This window comes from Bacillus sp. UNC437CL72CviS29 (genome assembly GCF_000482345.1).
Taxonomy (GTDB): domain Bacteria; phylum Bacillota; class Bacilli; order Bacillales; family Bacillaceae_G; genus Bacillus_A; species Bacillus_A arachidis.
This window is the reverse complement of the sequence record NZ_AXVB01000003.1, coordinates 222,269-239,972: the sequence shown is the minus strand read 5'-3', so window position 1 is coordinate 239,972 and position 17,704 is coordinate 222,269. Positions and strand designations below refer to the sequence as shown.

The 17,704-nt window shown below is 36.3% G+C and carries 20 protein-coding genes and 2 pseudogenes; 6 read left to right on the top strand and 16 right to left on the bottom strand.

The genetic code is table 11. The features are described from left to right. Positions 1-59: 59 nt before the first annotated feature. The 11 genes and pseudogenes from M014_RS0101380 to M014_RS0101340 form a co-directional block, all read right to left on the bottom strand. On the bottom strand, positions 60-1,532 hold the full coding sequence (locus M014_RS0101380) for a spore germination protein (protein WP_026590099.1): 1,473 nt from the start codon (positions 1,530-1,532) through the stop codon (positions 60-62). Then, positions 1,510-2,088, bottom strand: coding sequence for a stage V sporulation protein AE (locus tag M014_RS0101375; protein ID WP_026590098.1), 579 nt, complete (start codon positions 2,086-2,088; stop codon positions 1,510-1,512). Before M014_RS0101375 ends, M014_RS0101380 begins: the two co-directional genes overlap by 23 nt. Positions 2,089-2,093: 5 nt before the next feature. Then, a complete protein-coding gene (gene spoVAE / locus M014_RS0101370; protein ID WP_026590097.1) occupies positions 2,094-2,444 on the bottom strand; it encodes a stage V sporulation protein AE in 351 nt (116 codons plus the stop codon). A gap of 3 nt (positions 2,445-2,447) precedes the next feature. Further along, positions 2,448-3,464, bottom strand: coding sequence for a stage V sporulation protein AD (gene spoVAD / locus M014_RS0101365; protein ID WP_026590096.1), 1,017 nt, complete (start codon positions 3,462-3,464; stop codon positions 2,448-2,450). A 12-nt stretch (positions 3,465-3,476) separates the two neighbouring features. Next, positions 3,477-3,935 carry a stage V sporulation protein AC gene (gene spoVAC / locus M014_RS0101360; RefSeq protein WP_026590095.1) on the bottom strand — a complete coding sequence of 153 codons (459 nt, stop codon included), beginning with the start codon at positions 3,933-3,935 and terminating at the stop codon, positions 3,477-3,479. A gap of 11 nt (positions 3,936-3,946) precedes the next feature. After that, positions 3,947-4,054, bottom strand: a pseudogene (locus tag M014_RS30525) (stage V sporulation protein AB); the annotation flags it as partial. Continuing rightward, positions 4,043-4,191: pseudogene (locus tag M014_RS29845) on the bottom strand (stage V sporulation protein AA); the annotation flags it as partial. The pseudogenes M014_RS29845 and M014_RS30525, both read right to left, overlap by 12 nt. 346 nt (positions 4,192-4,537) lie before the next feature. Continuing rightward, on the bottom strand, positions 4,538-5,296 hold the full coding sequence (sigF, locus tag M014_RS0101355) for an RNA polymerase sporulation sigma factor SigF (RefSeq protein ID WP_026590094.1): 759 nt from the start codon (positions 5,294-5,296) through the stop codon (positions 4,538-4,540). 12 nt (positions 5,297-5,308) lie between these two features. Continuing rightward, a complete protein-coding gene (spoIIAB, locus tag M014_RS0101350; protein ID WP_026590093.1) occupies positions 5,309-5,749 on the bottom strand; it encodes an anti-sigma F factor in 441 nt (146 codons plus the stop codon). Then, on the bottom strand, positions 5,750-6,100 hold the full coding sequence (gene spoIIAA / locus M014_RS0101345; protein WP_026590092.1) for an anti-sigma F factor antagonist: 351 nt from the start codon (positions 6,098-6,100) through the stop codon (positions 5,750-5,752). Between the two features lie 173 nt (positions 6,101-6,273). Beyond that, on the bottom strand, positions 6,274-7,467 hold the full coding sequence (locus tag M014_RS0101340) for a D-alanyl-D-alanine carboxypeptidase family protein (RefSeq protein WP_026590091.1): 1,194 nt from the start codon (positions 7,465-7,467) through the stop codon (positions 6,274-6,276). 165 nt (positions 7,468-7,632) lie between these two features. On the opposite strand from M014_RS0101340, the gene M014_RS0101335 reads away from it, so the two are divergent. The 4 genes from M014_RS0101335 (at position 7,633) to M014_RS0101320 (ending at position 11,169) form a co-directional block, all read left to right on the top strand. After that, a complete protein-coding gene (locus M014_RS0101335; RefSeq protein WP_026590090.1) occupies positions 7,633-8,052 on the top strand; it encodes a GntR family transcriptional regulator in 420 nt (139 codons plus the stop codon). After that, the gene (locus tag M014_RS0101330) at positions 8,018-8,899 is read left to right on the top strand and encodes an ABC transporter ATP-binding protein (protein WP_026590089.1); all 882 of its coding nucleotides are present in this window, start codon (positions 8,018-8,020) and stop codon (positions 8,897-8,899) included. Before M014_RS0101335 ends, M014_RS0101330 begins: the two co-directional genes overlap by 35 nt. Next, positions 8,889-9,977, top strand: a complete 1,089-nt coding sequence (locus M014_RS0101325; RefSeq protein WP_026590088.1) for an ABC-2 transporter permease — start codon at positions 8,889-8,891, stop codon at positions 9,975-9,977. Before M014_RS0101330 ends, M014_RS0101325 begins: the two co-directional genes overlap by 11 nt. A 124-nt stretch (positions 9,978-10,101) precedes the next feature. Further along, positions 10,102-11,169: an ABC transporter permease subunit gene (locus tag M014_RS0101320; RefSeq protein ID WP_026590087.1), complete on the top strand. Its 1,068-nt coding sequence runs from the start codon at positions 10,102-10,104 to the stop codon at positions 11,167-11,169. A gap of 19 nt (positions 11,170-11,188) precedes the next feature. Here M014_RS0101320 and M014_RS0101315 read toward each other — a convergent pair whose 3' ends face one another. Next, a complete protein-coding gene (locus M014_RS0101315) occupies positions 11,189-11,734 on the bottom strand; it encodes a hypothetical protein (protein ID WP_026590086.1) in 546 nt (181 codons plus the stop codon). A 102-nt stretch (positions 11,735-11,836) separates the two neighbouring features. After that, positions 11,837-12,256: a MarR family winged helix-turn-helix transcriptional regulator gene (locus tag M014_RS0101310; protein WP_026590085.1), complete on the bottom strand. Its 420-nt coding sequence runs from the start codon at positions 12,254-12,256 to the stop codon at positions 11,837-11,839. A gap of 159 nt (positions 12,257-12,415) precedes the next feature. Here M014_RS0101310 and M014_RS0101305 point away from each other — a divergent pair, with 159 nt between their 5' ends. Continuing rightward, positions 12,416-13,078, top strand: a complete 663-nt coding sequence (locus tag M014_RS0101305) for an SIMPL domain-containing protein (protein WP_026590084.1) — start codon at positions 12,416-12,418, stop codon at positions 13,076-13,078. 135 nt (positions 13,079-13,213) lie between these two features. Further along, positions 13,214-14,503: an NCS2 family permease gene (locus M014_RS0101300; RefSeq protein WP_026590083.1), complete on the top strand. Its 1,290-nt coding sequence runs from the start codon at positions 13,214-13,216 to the stop codon at positions 14,501-14,503. A 33-nt stretch (positions 14,504-14,536) separates the two neighbouring features. On the opposite strand, the gene corA is transcribed toward M014_RS0101300, so the two are convergent. The 3 genes from corA to M014_RS0101285 form a co-directional block, all read right to left on the bottom strand. Next, complete coding sequence (gene corA, locus M014_RS0101295; protein WP_026590082.1) at positions 14,537-15,499, bottom strand: magnesium/cobalt transporter CorA; 963 nt, start codon at positions 15,497-15,499, stop codon at positions 14,537-14,539. A gap of 61 nt (positions 15,500-15,560) precedes the next feature. Next, the gene (locus M014_RS0101290) at positions 15,561-16,865 is read right to left on the bottom strand and encodes a pyrimidine-nucleoside phosphorylase (RefSeq protein ID WP_026590081.1); all 1,305 of its coding nucleotides are present in this window, start codon (positions 16,863-16,865) and stop codon (positions 15,561-15,563) included. 7 nt (positions 16,866-16,872) lie between these two features. Continuing rightward, the gene (locus tag M014_RS0101285) at positions 16,873-17,694 is read right to left on the bottom strand and encodes a purine-nucleoside phosphorylase (RefSeq protein WP_026590080.1); all 822 of its coding nucleotides are present in this window, start codon (positions 17,692-17,694) and stop codon (positions 16,873-16,875) included. Positions 17,695-17,704 lie beyond the last annotated feature (10 nt).

Below are 17,704 nucleotides of genomic sequence, written 5' to 3'. Positions count from 1 at the left end.
GTCTTTTTGTTACAAAACGATAAATTTATAATAAAAAATAAGCAGGAGAACGATCCTGCTTATTTTTGTCTACGTATATTTTGTGGATGGACAATACTTGGACGCACTTTTAAACTAGACATGGTCGGGCGTAATAATATTGTTTTTAATGCTCCCCAGTCAAATGGTAAAAACGGCCATAAATATGGTGTTTGCAAACTTTTGATGGACGTTAAAAATAAAATTAACATCGTCATGCCAATTACAAATCCTATCTCATGGAAGAAGCCAGTTAAAATAATAACAAATAATTTCCCTAGTTTGTTTCCAAGTCCTAATTCGTAACTTGGTGTTGCATATATTCCAATCATTGAAACCGCTGTATATAAAATAACTTCTGGAACAAATAATCCAACGTCAATTGCAATTTGCCCAATTAAAATCGCTGAAATTAAGCCGGTAGCTGATGATAGAGGAGTTGGTGTATGAATCGATGCCATTCGCAAAAATTCAATTCCAATATCGGCCATAACTATTTGTAACAATATAGGGAGATTGGTCATTTTATTTGGTCCAATGAAAGCAAGTTTTTCTGGTAACAACGTTGGATCGAACACAAAAACAAGCCAAAACGGTAATAAAAACAAAGAAAATATAATACCTACAAAACGAACCCATCTCAAAAATGTACCAACTGCCGGATTTTGCCTAAACTCTTCCGCGTGCTGTACATGGTGAAAATAAGTTGTTGGTGTAATCATTACGCTTGGTGATGTATCAACAATGAGTAATACATGTCCTTCTAATAAATGATTTGCCGCTACATCAGGTCTTTCTGTATAACGAATAAGTGGAAAAGGATTATAACTTTGTTTAACCAGAAACTCTTCAATCGTTTTATCTGCCATTGTAATGCCATCCATTTCAATACTCTCTAGCTCTTGCTTAATAATTTTTATCAAATCTGGATTCGCAACATCTTGAACATACGTAATGCAAATATCCGTTTGCGATCTATCTCCCACCCGAATAATTTCGTTTCGAAGGCGCGGATCACGAATACGTCTTCTTATCAATGCTGTATTAACAACAATGTTTTCCACAAAACCATCTCTTGCCCCGCGCACTACTTTTTCTGTATCCGGCTCTGTCGGTGTTCGGCCTGGATAACTACGAACATCAATTACAAAAGCTTCTGTTTCACCTTCTACAAAAATAATTACAAGACCAGATAAAACTTGTAGCATTACTTCATCCATCGTTTTCACTTTACTTACTTGTTGATGGATAAGTCGATTTTCTAAAAGCTTTACGGTATTCTCACCAACATCCCTTATCTCATTTGTATCAACTGCTTCTTCTAAAATCGGAATAATGTAGTTTGTATCACACAATCCATTTACAAATAATACACCAATCTCTTTATCAAGAATTTGAAACTTACGAATTCCTACATCAAATGTGACACCAAGTCCAGCTGTTTGTTTCAAATAATTTTCATTATCACTTATGAAGGAAGAAATCGGGATATTAACTTTCTTTTGTTTCGTCATAAAACCCACTTCTTTCTAAAATTAATTGAATTGCTTTTTTTGTAATTGGCGATCCTCGCTCCCACTCATCATTTCTACACATCTTTCCTATATCACCAATCCCTACAATTACAGGGACAGTTAATTCATCTAAACAATAAATCGTATCTCCATTAATTCTGCCAATTTCACCATCGGGGAGTCCGAATTTATCAACACCATATTCTGTTAATCTGCCTTCTCGATCTATACTGATATCTACACGAGCCCACTCCCAATGATGTGTATTAGATGCAACGGCTAAAATACCAAGAACATCAATTTGTTTATGCATTGCCACATATTTTAGCGCCTTTTCACCGGAACCCTCCCCTATAAATCCACTATCATCAAACATAACAAATACAGGGTCATATGGCGTTTGCATAATTAGCTCCACAATCTTCTTTCCCGTCAATTTTGTTGGATTGCTTTGCGATGCAGAAATACACCTTCCGCCAAATTCCTTTGTTAACAGCTCAATCGTTCTTTTTGCATATTCATCTCCATCTGTCACCAAGATAACCCTTCGTCTCATTTGATTTATCCTTTCGGTTTACATATAAGTGCTACAAAAAATGCAAATAATATCGCTGCTGAAATACCTGAAGAAGTTAAGCTAAACATGCCAATTCCAATTCCTAAATAACCATGTTTTTCAGCCGCCTCTAGTGCCCCGTGTAAAAGGGAATGTCCAAAGCTCGTTATAGGAACAGTTGCACCTGCACCTGCAAATTTTATGAGCTTATCATATAGTCCAAAACTATCTAAAATCGCTCCAATCACTACAAACGTTGCCATCAAATGTGCAGGGGTTAATTTAGCAAAATCCAATAAAATCTGTCCTATAACACAGATAGCTCCTCCAACGATAAACGCATATATAAAATCCACAATTCACACCCCTTTTACCCTTTCAAATACAACCCCATGTGCAATTGTCGGAATCGTTTCTTTTTGTTGAATCATAATCGGGCTTAACAATGCTCCTGTTGCAACTACAAAAATACGTTGTAAGTTTCCCTTTTGCATTTCTTTTAATAAATGACCGTATGTTACAACTGCCGAACAAGCACACCCGCTTCCACCTGCAAAGACCTCTTCTTGATCCCCATAATAAATCATTAATCCGCAATCATTATATACATTCCCTAAATCATACCCTTCCTCGAGTAAAAGTTGCTTCGTAATTGGCGCTCCAACACCTGATAAATCACCTGTAACGATTAGATCATAATCTGCTGCGCTTCTTCCTAAATCTTCAAAATGCTGTTGAATTGTATGAGCGGCAGCAGGCGCCATTGCTGACCCCATATCAAAAGGATCTGCAATTCCTAAATCTTGCACTACCCCAATGGTTGCAGCTGTTACTTTAATATTGCTCTGTTCTTTACTAATTAAAACTGCCCCTGCTCCTGTAACAGTTGATGTTGCTGTACCAGGTCTTTGCCCCCCGTATTCTGTCGGATAACGGAACTGCCGTTCGGCAGTTGCATTATGACTACTAACTGTAGCTATCACACGGTTAGCAAATCCTCCATCAATAAAAGCCGATCCAATTGCTAATGTTTCCATTGATGTCGCACAAGCACTGAACATGCCTAACAAAGGAATTCCAAGCTCCCGAGCCACGTAATTTGCTGTAACAGTTTGGTTTAATAAATCGCCTGCTAAAAGAAAATCAATTTGCGAAGGCTTTACATCTCCTTTTTGCATGACTTGCTGAATTGAATCATTCATCAATCGTCTTTCAGCGAGTTCCCAATTCTCTTCCTGACAGTGCAATTCATCATATGAAATATCAAAACACTTTCCAAGAGGACCTTCCGCTTCTTTTGGACCGACAGCAGTACCTGTTGCATTCACAAATATATTATTTTGAAATACCCATGTTTGCTTCCCTGTCAATCTCATATCTAGTCTCCTTTAAGATAACCAAAGTTTAAACGTATATCGAATTAGACCAACAATGTATGCTCCAACAACACCAAAGACAATTACACTTCCAGCAAGCTTAAACATATTTGTCGCAACTCCGAGTACAATTCCCTCACTACGATGCTCAATTGCCGCACTTGCCATTGAATTTGCAAATCCAGTAACAGGAACTGCTGAACCAGCCCCCCCAAATTGACCGATTTTATCATACACACCCAATCCCGTTAACACAGCTGATAATAACACAAGCGTTGCTATTGTAGGATTTCCGGCATTTTGCTCACTGAAGTGAAAATAGTGCATATAAAATTTCATCAAGCATTCACCTACTGTACAAATCAGGCCCCCTACGACAAACGCTTTTACACAATTCATCACATAATTTGACTTTGGGTGATAATCTTTTACTTTATGTATGTAATCATCTTTTAATTTATTTTGTGTCATCTTAATACCTCCTACCTTGCAAAATAAATCCAATGAAACAAAGACCCCATTACCTTCCCAAGCACAAGTGCAACGAGTAGAACCACAATTTTCCCATCTCCTCCGACACGTTTTGTGATTTTATAAACAAGTTGTTTTTTATTTTCTCTACTATGCTAAAATCTCCAACAACTTGTGCAACCTCTTCAATCTTCACCTCATATGAAGGAGATACCCTCAGCCTATTTCGCATTTTGAGATAGATTGTTCGCTCCACTCCACTCCACTCATCTCTTCACTATTCCTCGTAGTTGTAGTATGGTTTTTGGAAATTTTTCTAATACAACTTTTTTCATAAAAGTATTAGAGATTTACTACCGATTTAAATAAAAAAACATCTGCACCATGTGAGTACAGATGTTTTTTTATTATGACAAGTTTATATTTTAAATTTACTAAACCACCAATAAATTCTGTAAATATTTCCAGATGATTGAAATTCTTTGGTTTTGGAAAAGATAACAACAATAACATAAGATACAACTTTTTCATGATTTTTTTCTTTCCAAGTTTAGTTGAAATATCAATGCCGTCTAGTCTAATACAAAAAATCGAATAGATGGCTATTCATCTATTCGATCTTTCATCTGTTTTAATATTTTCTTTTCAAGCCTTGATACTTGAACCTGTGAAATTCCAATTCTCTCTGCTACTTCTGATTGAGTTTGATCTTTATAATAGCGCAAATATACAATTAAACGTTCGCGCTCATCCAATTCTCTAATCGCCTCTTTTAAGGCGATTTTATCAAACCATTTCGTTTCTGTTTGATCTGCAATTTGATCTAAGATTGTAATAGGATCTCCATCATTTTCATAAACCGTTTCATGTATGGATGATGGAGTACGGCTCGCTTCCTGTGCAAGAACCACTTCTTCTGGCGTTAGTTCAAGCGCCTCTGCTACCTCATTAATTGTTGGAGCCCTTCCATATTCTTTAGAAAGCTCATCTTTCATTTTTCGAATTTTATTTCCAGTCTCTTTTAAAGAGCGACTTACTTTCACTGATCCATCATCACGCAAAAATCGCTGTATTTCTCCAATAATCATTGGAACTGCATAGGTTGAAAATTTCACTTCAAAAGACAAATCAAATTTATCTACCGACTTCAAGAGCCCAATACAGCCAATTTGAAATAGATCATCTGGTTCATATCCTCGATTGAGGAAGCGTTGTACAACCGACCATACAAGCCGCATATTACTTTGGACTATCGTATCTCTCGCCCCTTGATCTCCATCTTGACTTTTTTGAATTAACGCTTTTAACTCGTGGTCCTTTAACTGAGGTTTCTTCTTCTCATTTCTGACCTCTATGTCCATAGGCAATTCTCCTTAATTGCATAGAGCGTTACGATTTGATAAGTATTTTGTCAAATGGATTGTTGTCCCGAAAGATTCATTTGAAATGACTTCTACTTCATCCATAAAATTTTCCATGATAGTAAATCCCATTCCGGAACGCTCTAATTCAGGTTTAGTTGTAAAAAGAGGTTGCCTTGCCTCATCTAAGTTAAAAATGCCAACCCCTTCATCTCGAATCGTGAGTTTCACCATTGCTTCTTCCAAAATCACTGAAATGTAAACAACACCTTCAGCATTCCCCTCATACCCATGAATAATTGCATTTGTGACTGCTTCAGACACAACTGTTTTAATCTCTGTCAATTCCTCCATCGTTGGATCCAATTGTGCGATAAAAGCAGCAACTGTAACACGAGCGAACGACTCATTTTGACTTAATGCTGAAAATTGAAGGTTCATTTCATTTCTCATTTATGCCACCCCCAATGTCGCGAGCGCATGCGCTTCACTTTCTTCTAAGCGAATGATTTTAAACAGACCTGACATTTCAAATAAACGTTTTACAGGAGGTGAGATTGCACAAACGACCATCTCCCCTCCTAAACTTTTAACATGCTTGTATCTGCCTAATATAACACCAAGACCAGAACTGTCCATAAATGTTAATTTTTCTAAACTTAATACAATATGATGAATACGATGCGTCTCAATCATATCCGTTACTTTTGCTCGCAACTCTTCAGCAGTATGATGATCTAGTTCACCCGCCAGCCTTACACATAAGACATCACGCTTTACTTCTAAATGCACGGAAAGACTCACACGATTTCCTCCTTATGCTTAAACTTTACTCATGTACATAAGATTTTCGTGAACATAAAATAAGAATCCTTCCTACTGACAAAAGAAGTACTATTTCGCCATAATGTGAATCTTTCAGCAATTATTCTACCTATTTCATGTATACAGATAGAATAGCGGCAATATTTTTGCCGCTATTTCGATGTTGAAAACGTCCCTAAACTTCTTTTAAATAGCTCCCACCAGCTTGCTGCAGCAACATCTTCTCTCGCTACAATCGTTTGCTTTAATAAAACATCCTTATCTTTTTTAATAACAAGTGTACCGAGTGCATCACCTTTTTTAATCGGTGCTTTTACTTTCTTTTCAGCAATAACTTCCTGTTTTATCTTGTCCATATTCTCGCCTTTTTTCATCAAAAGAGATACGTTTTCTGATGCAACTAAATCTACCTTGTCTTTCTTACCTTTTCCTACCTTTACGGTTTGAATTTTTTCACCGCGCTTATACAATTTTTTCGTTGTATATTGTCCAAATGCATAATCAAGGAGCTTTGTTACTTGATTGTTACGTTCTTTTGATGTTGGAGCTCCCATGACAACAGAAATGACACGCATGCCATTTTTTTCAGCTGATGCTGTTAAACAATATTTAGCTTCTGTTGTAAAACCTGTTTTCACCCCATCCACCCCAGGATAAAAACGAACTAATTTATTCGTATTCACGAGCCAAAATTTTTTCTCTGTATCTTCACGTAAGTAATCTTCATACTTTCCTGTATATTTTCGAATGAGTGGATACTTCATCAACTCTTTCGCCATAATTGCCATGTCATATGCTGTTGAATAATGATTTTTCGCTGGAAGACCCGTTGGATTTTGGAAATGTGTATTTTTCAATCCTAAATCCTTCGCTTTTTTATTCATCATGTTTACAAAACCTTCTTCTGAACCAGCGATATGCTCAGCAACTGCAACAGATGCATCATTTCCCGATGCAATTGCAATCCCTTTTAGCATTTCATTCACTGTCATTTCTTCACCCGGCTCAAGAAAGATTTGTGAACCACCCATCGAAGCTGCATGCTCACTTGCTCTAACTTTATCCTCTAGTTTTAGTTTTCCTTTTTCAACTTGTTCCATAATCAATAGCATTGTCATAATCTTTGTCATACTAGCAGGTGGCAATTTTTCATTTGGACTTTTCTCAAATAAAACTTTACCCGTATCTTGCTCAATAACAATTGCTGACGATGCTTGCTCCGCTAACTTCGGCCCTGCTTCTATTTCTGTTTTTTCAGACTGCGCTTTCTTAGATTCTGCAAAGCCAACCGAAACACCAGAAAATAGCAACATGAAACAAACAAGTATTCCAAAAACTCGCCTCATGACTAACCCTCCATTCTATATCAAACCTATTTTTTCCAATCAACGTGTTTTTATACCATATTTTTCTATAAATTCGTATTGACAAATAAATTCATCACATATATTGTATTAAGTGTATTACACCTAGTAGTACACTTAATATTCATCAGGAAGGAGACATTGCTCTTGCACATTCAACTCGATCCAAGAAGCAACACTCCGATATGGGAACAAATTGTTCAAAATATAAAAGAACGCGTACTAAAAAATATGTTAGCACCAAACGATAAACTACCATCTGTACGTGAACTCGCTTCACTTCTTGTCATTAATCCAAATACAGTAAGCAAAGCGTACCAGGCGTTAGAACGACAAGGAATTATTGAAACACTGCGAGGAAAAGGTACATTTGTCTCCCAATCGATTACACCAACATTAGATGAAAGGAAAATCGCTATGGTTGAAAAACACTTCCATCAATTATTACTAGAGGCTTCTTACCTTGGGATTACGAAAGAAAAAATTCACGATTGGATAGATTCGTACTATAAAGAACTAGGAGGGAATACGGATGCTAAAAGTGACGAGTCTCAAAAAAACAATTGATAATCAAGTCATTTTAGACAATATTTCTTTCACATTACAAAAAGGAAGTATTGTGGGATTACTCGGAAGAAACGGTGCGGGGAAAACTACTTTACTTCAAACACTCGTTGGTATTTTAGACCCAGATGAAGGTACTGTTACATACGACGAAACAGATGTTCATAAACATCCAGAAACGAAGCAGAAGGTAGCTTATGTACCAGATTCCACGAATGTATTAAACGGGTATACAGTAAAAGAAATCGCGAAGTTTTATAAAGCTGTTTATCACAATTTTAATGAAGAACATTTCTATAAGCTGCTAGAACGTTTTAAATTACCTGAAAAACGCATTCGCAGTTATTCACGAGGTATGAAGGCACTTCTTGCTATGATTCTAGCGTTTTGTACAGGTGTAGAATACATTATTTTAGATGAGCCAACCAATGGGCTTGACCCAATTGTAAAAAGACAAATTTTACAATTTTTAATTGAAGAAGTAGCAGAACGTGAGATTACCATTCTCATTTCTACTCATCACTTAGATGAAGTGGAAAAAATTGCAGACACGGTTATTATTTTAAAAGATCATACAATCGCATCGATTACAGCATTAGAAGATACGAAATCTCGCTATGCAAAAATACAAGTCGCTTATGAACGTTCACTACCACAAAAACTAGAAAACTTAAATCATGTAAAAATATTAAATCAAACAGGAAAAGTGTACACGATTTTAATTGAGGGCAATGTAGCAGCTACATTAGAAAAGTTTCATAAAGAACAGCCTATTTTATTAGAAGAATTACCAATGTCACTCGAAGATATATTTGTCACAACGTTTGAGGAGGATTCGCATGTTTCATAAAGCTTTATGGATGAGACAATGGAAACAAGGAAAATATATAATTCTATTGTTTTGGTTAATTAGTTTGTATCAACTCCCTTATAAATATTATCAAGCAGCACAAACGGCGCTTAACCAATCAAAAATGAAACTGGATGACTATGTGTATTATTATTCCTACTCTTTTAATACATTCGATAATCCCTTCGTCACGCAAGGAGCCATTCTTATTGCACTGGCTTGTCTTTTAACTGGATGGGAACGTAACAATCAATCTACTGATTTTCTATTCTCGATGCCTTTTAAGCGAAAAGATATTTTTTTAACAAAATGGTTGCTTGGCGTTTTGAATATCATTACAGTACACATAATTTGCTGGATTAGCATGTACGGAATAAAAAACATATCGTTTCACAATGAGTATCAAGTCTTTACTCCGTTTCATAGTTACTTTGTATATGCTACGGTTGTACTCATTGCTATTTATACATTCACTTTATTTATCGGAACTATTACTGGAAATATTTTCTCCCAAAGTAGCTTAACGGCAATTTTATTATTTTTACCATACGGTTCCGTATTATTAATCTCTGGATTCATTTATACCCATACACAATGGTCTTTAGAGGCAATGGGAGAAATAGAGGTGCAGACTCATGAGTACTTACAACATGTAGGGATTATTTCACCATTAGAATCTTTTTCTATTAATTATGATTACCATCCGATAGAAACATTTGATGACTATGGAAATAAACTTTCTAGTGTACTACAGGACAATCCAATGGAGCATACTTCTGTGCCTTCTCCTTGGACACTATTAACACCATTTGCTTACATCATGATCTTTTTACCATTATCAATTTTTCTATACACACGTACACCGAACGAACAAAACGGAAAAATACTATTGTTTCCTAGCTTACAAAGGTGGTTCATGCTTTGTACTGTTCTATGCTTCGGATTACTTGGCGGTAGAATATTAGGCGGACGAGATGCACTTCTGTCTTATTATATTGGATTTTTCCTATTCGCTATCATAAGTTACTTCATTTTTACACGTCTATTAAAATTGAAGTTTGCTTTTGGAGGGAGATAAAGTGAAACTTTATTCAGTGGGGGTTTTCTGTATCCCCCACCTATCTTCCTCGTTTTTCTCTGAATTTTGAGGTGTGGGTCTTACTGCCCGTTAATGTGGGATAAATACGAATTGAGGTGGGATCATGTTTCATAAAGCTTTATGGATACGGAATTATAAACAAGGAAAATATGTCATTACGCTCTTTTGGCTAAGTATTTTATACGCCTTACCATATAAATATTATGCTGCCGCACAGCACACAGATGAGTATTTACGCACGACAACAGATACTTATTATATGTATCATTTAGAGGGAGCGGACGCGATACTGTTTCCAGGTCTTCTATTAATGGTATTAGCAATCCTCTTAATCGGATGGGAACGCAATAACCAAAGTATCGATTTTCTTTGGTCTATGCCATTTAAACGGTCGCACTTATTTTTATCAAAATGGTTACTAGGCATTGTTCATATCGTAAGTGCGCTTAGCCTTAGTTGGCTTCTTATGTTTATCATCTATAAAAACACGATACACGTTCAATACCAATCCTTTTCACCATTTCATGTATACTTTGCTTATACAATCATTACGTTAATTGCAGTTTATACATTTACGCTCTTTATTGGGACGATTACAGGAAATGTGATTTCACAAAGTGTTTTAAGTTACATTATTATCATTTTACCTTTATACATCTTTCAGCTTGCGTTCCCTTTTTTCGCACTACATATAGATTTATCACGAGAAGAGTACAATTATAATTACATTAAATATGAAAAATATACAGAAAATATAAGTGTAGTAGCTCCTCTTAATCAGTTTCGTATTAACTACAACTATGATCCACAGAGGGACACTTTTGAAGATGAATTCGGAAACATACGAACAGGACCTACTTATCATCACACCCCGTCTGCTTGGGCACTGTTAAGCCCTGTTATCTATATACTCATTTGTCTTCCGCTAGGAGCTTATCTATATACACGCGCTCCGAATGAACATAACGGAAAAATATTGCTATATCCAAGACTTCATAAGTATTTCTTAATCTGTACTTCTATTTGTTTCGCACTTCTTGGCGGTACTATTTTTATTGATGGTAGTAATTCTTTACCTCTTTACTATATTTATTTTATAGGGTCTGGCATACTGACATATATTATCTTGCAGCGACTGTTAAAACACAAGCTTTCTTTATATGCAAAATAACCTCCTCACCCCAAGGAGGTTATTTCACATTCTCTCTTCTTTTTCCATATTCCTTCTCTTCTTTCATTCCAAAACCATCGCCATTCTCTATTATTTGATCTGTAGGAGCTACAATACTTTCAGCAATTCTCCAATCTCCTTGCTCTTGAACAAATACTTGAAGAAAGTAATTCATTCCATTTAGTTGATATGGAGTTTCTTTCTTCACTTCATAACGCACAGCAACGTAATACACTTGAACATTTTTATTTTCAAATTTAGAAACATATTGAGATAATCTCGGGATGTAATTTGAAGCTTTTTCAAGTGAAAGTTGTTTTACTTTTACGAGAGAAGAATTTGTAACATTGCGCAGTGTATCCTGCTCACGAATATTATTACTATGATGAAGTAAAATTCTACTCTGCATAGAACGAACCCATAATTTCGAATATAAAACAGGCTGATTACTTGCAATATAGTGCATTTCTTTTTGAACAACTTGGATTGGTGTTTTTGCATAAATCAATGTGCTAGAACATATAAAACTTCCAATCATAATTAGGAATGAGACCATATATTTCATTATTTTTCCTCCGATACTTTTTACTTAAAGTATTGGAGTTTCAAAATATTTTTATTCAAAAGAAAAAGGATAGGTAAGCATTTCGCTTCCTATCCTCATTTATTATAATACGCGACCAAATAACTCTAATACCATTTCAACTTCTTGATCGCTCCAACCTTTAAATTTCTCTCTATAATATTCTTTACGTACAGCTTCCAGTTTTTCAGCCACTTCTTTTCCATGCTCTGTAATTTCTAAATATACAATACGACGATCTGAATCAGAACGTTTTCTCGTTACGAAGCCCTTTCGTACTAAACGATCTGTTACAGCTGTAATATGGCTAGATGTTACGTTTACTTCACTTGCAATTTGCGAAGCCATTTGCGGGCTCTTCCAAAATAACGCACGCAATACAGAAAACTCATTATATGGCATATGCTCTGAAAAACGTGTATTAATATCATTTTGTAATAAACGTATCATCTTTCGAAATGATGCAGATAAATCTAAAATCAGTGCTTCTCTTTTTTCGTTCACTAGCCTCGACCCTTTTTTATAATATTTACACATATTATAATCTATCGATACCTACATTGTATATGTTTTCTTTCCTTTCACTTCTCAATTATGTAACTTTTTACATACAATTTTCTCTCTCTTTCACTCATATACATATAAAAAGGATGGTGAGCAAAAATGCAAGTTGGCATGAACCCTTATTCACCTGATGTCCGCAATGGTAAACAAGCAACCATTACTGTGCAAGGAGAGGGAATTATAAAAGCAAAACCAAATGTCGTTGTATTAACAATTGGTATTAGAACAGACAATAAAGATGTGAAACAAGCACAAGAGGAGAACTCCATTCATTCTAGACAATTACTCGATGCACTTAAACAAATTGGTATCGCCGATAAGGATATAGAAACCATTTCATATACAATTACTCCCCAATATGAATATGTGAAAGAAAAAGCACTCTTACAAGGTTACCGAGTAGAGCATTTGTATGAAATTACCGTTTTAAATGTACAAAAAGCTGGGGAAGTATATGATATAGCTGTTACAAATGGTGCAAATGTAGCAAGAGGATTACGTTTTCTTATTTCCCATCCAAACGCGTACTATCAACAAGCACTCTTACAAGCAGTTCAACATGCTCAAGAAAAAGCTCGTATCATTGCAAGTTCATATAATTTAAATATTAATCCCGTCCCACTTTCACTCGTTGAAGAATCGGCACAAGTCCCACGTGAATTTATGTCTCATGCTACTTTACAAGCACAAGCCGCTCCTCCAATTCAATCTGGGGAACTCGAAATCATCTCTACTGTTCGAGCCATTTTCACATATTTGTAGCACCAATTAACTTTTAAGTAACCGTTCTCATTATATTTATTGTAAAAAGATTATGTTCTGATATAATAAAGGACGGTGGGCCCTTTTCATAGGGATATCACGGGTGGGAGAGGGATATGAAAAAGAAGGTTTAACATGAAAGGAATACTCGAAAGAACATTTAAATTAGACCTACACCACACATCACCAAAACAAGAAATATTAGCTGGAGTGACATCATTTTTCACAATCGTTTATATTATGATTGTCAATGCGTCCATTTTATCAGATGCCGGCATTCCGCTTGAAGCAGGAATTTTGGCAACTGTTTTTAGCTCATTTGTCGGATGTCTATTGATGGCATTTTGGGCAAATGCACCTGCTATTCTTGTACCAGGTATGGGTGTAAATGCATTCTTCACGTACACAGCTGTGCATACGCTTGGATTAAGTTGGCAAGAAGCATTAGCAGCTGTCTTTATCGCTGGTATTATTTTTGCAATTGCCGCGTTTACACCGATTGCTCGCACGCTTTCATTATCAATTCCAAAGTCATTAAAAGAAGCGATCACTGTCGGTATTGGTTTATTCTTAGCTTTCATTGGCTTGCAAAAAGGTGGTCTTGTCGTTTCGAATCCGAACACTGCTGTTGCATTAGGAAAATTAAGTAATCCTGTTGTTCTAGCAACACTGCTTACTCTTGTTGTGGCACTTGTGTTATTTATTCGTAACGTACGTGGGAACTTTTTATGGACGATTGCAATTGGAACCGGTATTGCATGGATATTTGGTCTTGTTGATACAGGCCAGGTTGGAAATAGCTCATTTTCAATCTCAAACTATGGAGATGTATTTGGAGCTATGTCCTTTGGAAAGCTTTCTTCCTTACCGTTTTGGATTGCAACATTTTCCTTAAGCATGGTGCTTATTTTTGAGAACATGGGACTTTTACATGGATTATTAGAAGATGACCGTAAATTCCCACGTGCCTATCAAGCAAATGCAATTTCAGCAATGACATGTGGTCTATTTGGCACAAGTCCTACCGTTTCAACAGTAGAAAGTGCCGCAGGTATTACAGCAGGTGGTAAAACAGGTCTGACGTCTATCGTTACAGGGATGTTGTTCTTTGCATCACTGTTTGCTCTTCCGTTTGTAAAATTAATTCCTGATAGTGCCATTGCACCAATCTTAATTATTATTGGCGGCCTGATGATTTCAAACATTCAAGAAATCCATCTAAACGACTTTTCAGAAGGATTTCCAGCGTTTTTAATTATCGTTATGATTCCGCTCACATATAGTATCGCCGATGGCATTGCGTTCGGATTTATTGCTTACCCTATTTTAAAGATCGCTCTTGGAAAGCATAAAGAAGTCGCGCCGTCCATGTATATCATTGCATGCCTATTCTTAGCCATGTTTGTGTTACACACTATTGGCTAGAGAAAAAACGCCGAGGGAGTTCCTCGGCGTTTTTTACTTAAACCAGCCTTTTTTATAAAACCAAACCATCATTCCTCCACCAATTAACACCATAATAGCTAAACAAATAAAATAGCTATATTTCCCTACTAATTCTGGCATATGCGCGAAGTTCATCCCATACACCCCGGCAATGAATGTGAGTGGCATGAAAATCGTCGAGAAAACAGTTAATGTTTTCATAATATTGTTCATATGATGAGAATTCAACGAAAAATAGCTATCTCTGATATCAGCTGTTAACTCTCGACTTGCTTCAATCATTTCTGAAAGCTTTAGCAAATGATCATGAATATCTTTAAAATAAATCTCATGGTCGCTTACACCATAAAACCTAGTGGAATTTAAAATACGATACAAGAGATCGCGCATCGGTATAATGGTACGCCTAAGCTTAGATAAATCAGCACGAATATCGAATACTTCCTCTAGTACACTCCCTGCTGTATCACCTGTTAAATTATCATCAATTGCATTTAAATGATCTTCAATATAGTAAACAGGTGCAAAGTAATCATCCACAATTTGGTCAATGATTGTATGTGCTACATGTAAGGAACTCTTCTTGATACGTTTTCTCTCGCCAAGCGTTGTCCACACTCTTTCAATCGCATTATTATGTGAAAAATGGAAAGAAACGATATAACGATCACTAACAAATAAATCGATCTCATGCGGTTCTAATCCATCTTCTCCAAATGCGTGGAGAACTAAAAAGTTATATCCGTCATAGAAATCCACTTTTGGCCTCTGAACATATTCTACACAATCTTCAATCGCAAGGGGATGGAACTTAAAATGCTCTTGCAAAATGTATGTATACTCTTCTTTTGTTGGCTTATATAAATCAAGCCAATACCATACGATATCTTCTCGTCCTGTTTCTTCTAACGAAACATCATATAATACTTCATCTTCTTTCGTTACTGCACAAATTCTAATCATAATTTCACCCATTAATATTATAAACAAAAAACAGTCAAAAAAGCCAAGGAGAAGTCTCCTTGGCTTTTTCAGCTTATTTCGTTACAATGCCATGCACAAGTTTCGGTGCATCCACATGTTCTTTCGTTATTTTCATGTTCTCATAAATTTTTTCTTTTACATCTTCTACATTTTCGCGGTTTGCGTAAATCGTAACAAGTGAGTCACCTTTTTTCACGCTATCCCCTACTTTTTTGCGAAGCATAAGTCCAACTGCTAAATCAATTTCAGATTCTTTCGTTGCACGTCCTGCACCTAAAAGCATTGCTGCTGTTCCAATTTCATCTGCAACAATTTCAGATACGTATCCATCTTCTTTTGCCTCTACCTCAATTTTAAATTGTGCTTGTGGTAGTTTAGAAGGATCATCAACAACTGAAGCGTCTCCGCCTTGCGCTGCTAGGAACGTTTTAAATGCTTCTAACGCTTTTCCGTTGTTCATAACTTCAATTAGTTTTTCACGCGCATCTTCTAAAGAAGAAGCTTTTCCAGCAAGGTATACCATTTGACTTCCAAGTATTAAACATAACTCTTCTAAGTCTTTCGGTCCTTTACCTTGTAATGTATCAATTGCCTCTTGTACTTCTAATGCATTACCAATGGCCTCGCCAAGCGGTTGACTCATATCAGAAATAACTGCCATTGTTTTACGACCAACATTATTACCGATACGTACCATTGCTTCTGCTAAACGTTTTGCATCTTCATCCGTTTTCATAAATGCACCTGCACCTGTTTTCACATCAAGCACAATTGCATCAGCACCAGCTGCAATTTTCTTACTCATAATAGAGCTTGCGATCAGAGGGATTGAGTTTACTGTCGCAGTTACATCACGAAGCGCATATAGTTTTTTATCGGCAGGTGTCAAGTTTCCACTTTGACCGATAACAGCAATTTTATTTTCATTTACAAGACGAATAAATTCATCATTTTCAATCTCTACATGGAACCCTGGAACTGCTTCTAATTTATCAATCGTACCACCTGTATGCCCTAAACCACGGCCTGACATTTTTGCAACTGGTACATCTAAAGCAGCTACTAATGGACCTAACACAAGCGTAGTTGTATCACCAACACCACCTGTTGAATGCTTATCTACTTTTACGCCTTCAATCGCTGATAAGTCAATTGTATCGCCGCTATTTACCATTGCCATCGTTAAATCAGCACGCTCTTGTTCATTCATATCTTGGAAGAAAATTGCCATTGCAAGTGAGCTCATTTGATAATCTGGAATATCACCATTTGTATAGCCTTCTACAATAAAATTTACTTCTTCCGTCGTTAATGCATGTCCATCACGTTTTTTCGCAATTAGGTCCACCATTCTCATTGTAAACTCATCCCTTCATTTGTTTTACAATTGCTTTTACTAATGCTAAGAAATTAGATTTTACACGTTCTGTTGTTTCAATTACCTCATCATGATGAAGTGGTTGATCTAAAATACCAGCTGCCATATTTGAAATACAAGAAATACCAAGTACTTTCATACCAGCATGACGTGCAACGATAACTTCTGGTACAGTTGACATTCCAACCGCATCGCCACCAAGTGTACGAAGCATACGGATTTCTGCAGGTGTTTCATATACTGGGCCTGTCATCGCAACATATACACCTTCTTGTATTTTAATGTTTAAATCAGTTGCAACTTGTTTTGCCATCATACGAAGTTCTTTTGTGTATGATTCAGACATATCAGGGAAACGTACTCCCATTTCAGAATCATTTGGTCCAATCAATGGATTGTGTCCCATAAAGTTAATGTGATCTGTAATTAACATTAGATCTCCTGGTTCAAATGATGTATTTACACCACCAGCTGCATTTGTTACAACAACTGTTTCTACACCTAGTTCTTTCATAACACGAACTGGGAATGTTACCTTTTGCATGTCATATCCTTCGTAATAATGGAAACGACCTTGCATTGCCACTACTGTTACACCTTGAAGTGTACCAAATACAAGCTGACCAGCATGACCTTCTACAGTTGAAACAGGAAATTCAGGAATTTCACTATACGGTACTGTTACAGCATTTTCGATTTCATCTGCTAAGACACCTAGTCCAGAACCAAGGATAAGTCCTACTTGTGGTGTTTCTTGGAATTTCTCTTTTAAGTATGAAGCTGATTTTGTAATAAGTTCACGATTCATTATATTTTCC

Bases quoted from the DNA above. Each gene is read 5' to 3' on its own strand.
- M014_RS0101380 (WP_026590099.1), bottom strand. From the start codon at position 1,532: ATGACGAAACAAAAGAAAGTTAATATCCCGATTTCTTCCTTCATAAGT.
- corA (WP_026590082.1), bottom strand. From the start codon at position 15,499: ATGGGTGAAATTATGATTAGAATTTGTGCAGTAACGAAAGAAGATGAA.
- M014_RS0101320 (WP_026590087.1), top strand. From the start codon at position 10,102: ATGTTTCATAAAGCTTTATGGATACGGAATTATAAACAAGGAAAATAT.
- M014_RS0101330 (WP_026590089.1), top strand. From the start codon at position 8,018: ATGCTAAAAGTGACGAGTCTCAAAAAAACAATTGATAATCAAGTCATT.
- spoVAC (WP_026590095.1), bottom strand. From the start codon at position 3,935: ATGACACAAAATAAATTAAAAGATGATTACATACATAAAGTAAAAGAT.
- M014_RS0101300 (WP_026590083.1), top strand. From the start codon at position 13,214: ATGAAAGGAATACTCGAAAGAACATTTAAATTAGACCTACACCACACA.
- M014_RS0101325 (WP_026590088.1), top strand. From the start codon at position 8,889: ATGTTTCATAAAGCTTTATGGATGAGACAATGGAAACAAGGAAAATAT.
- M014_RS0101290 (WP_026590081.1), bottom strand. From the start codon at position 16,865: ATGAGAATGGTGGACCTAATTGCGAAAAAACGTGATGGACATGCATTA.
- M014_RS0101315 (WP_026590086.1), bottom strand. From the start codon at position 11,734: ATGAAATATATGGTCTCATTCCTAATTATGATTGGAAGTTTTATATGT.
- M014_RS0101375 (WP_026590098.1), bottom strand. From the start codon at position 2,088: ATGAGACGAAGGGTTATCTTGGTGACAGATGGAGATGAATATGCAAAA.
- spoVAD (WP_026590096.1), bottom strand. From the start codon at position 3,464: ATGAGATTGACAGGGAAGCAAACATGGGTATTTCAAAATAATATATTT.
- M014_RS0101285 (WP_026590080.1), bottom strand. From the start codon at position 17,694: ATGAATCGTGAACTTATTACAAAATCAGCTTCATACTTAAAAGAGAAA.
- M014_RS0101340 (WP_026590091.1), bottom strand. From the start codon at position 7,467: ATGAGGCGAGTTTTTGGAATACTTGTTTGTTTCATGTTGCTATTTTCT.
- sigF (WP_026590094.1), bottom strand. From the start codon at position 5,296: ATGGACATAGAGGTCAGAAATGAGAAGAAGAAACCTCAGTTAAAGGAC.
- M014_RS0101305 (WP_026590084.1), top strand. From the start codon at position 12,416: ATGCAAGTTGGCATGAACCCTTATTCACCTGATGTCCGCAATGGTAAA.
- spoIIAB (WP_026590093.1), bottom strand. From the start codon at position 5,749: ATGAGAAATGAAATGAACCTTCAATTTTCAGCATTAAGTCAAAATGAG.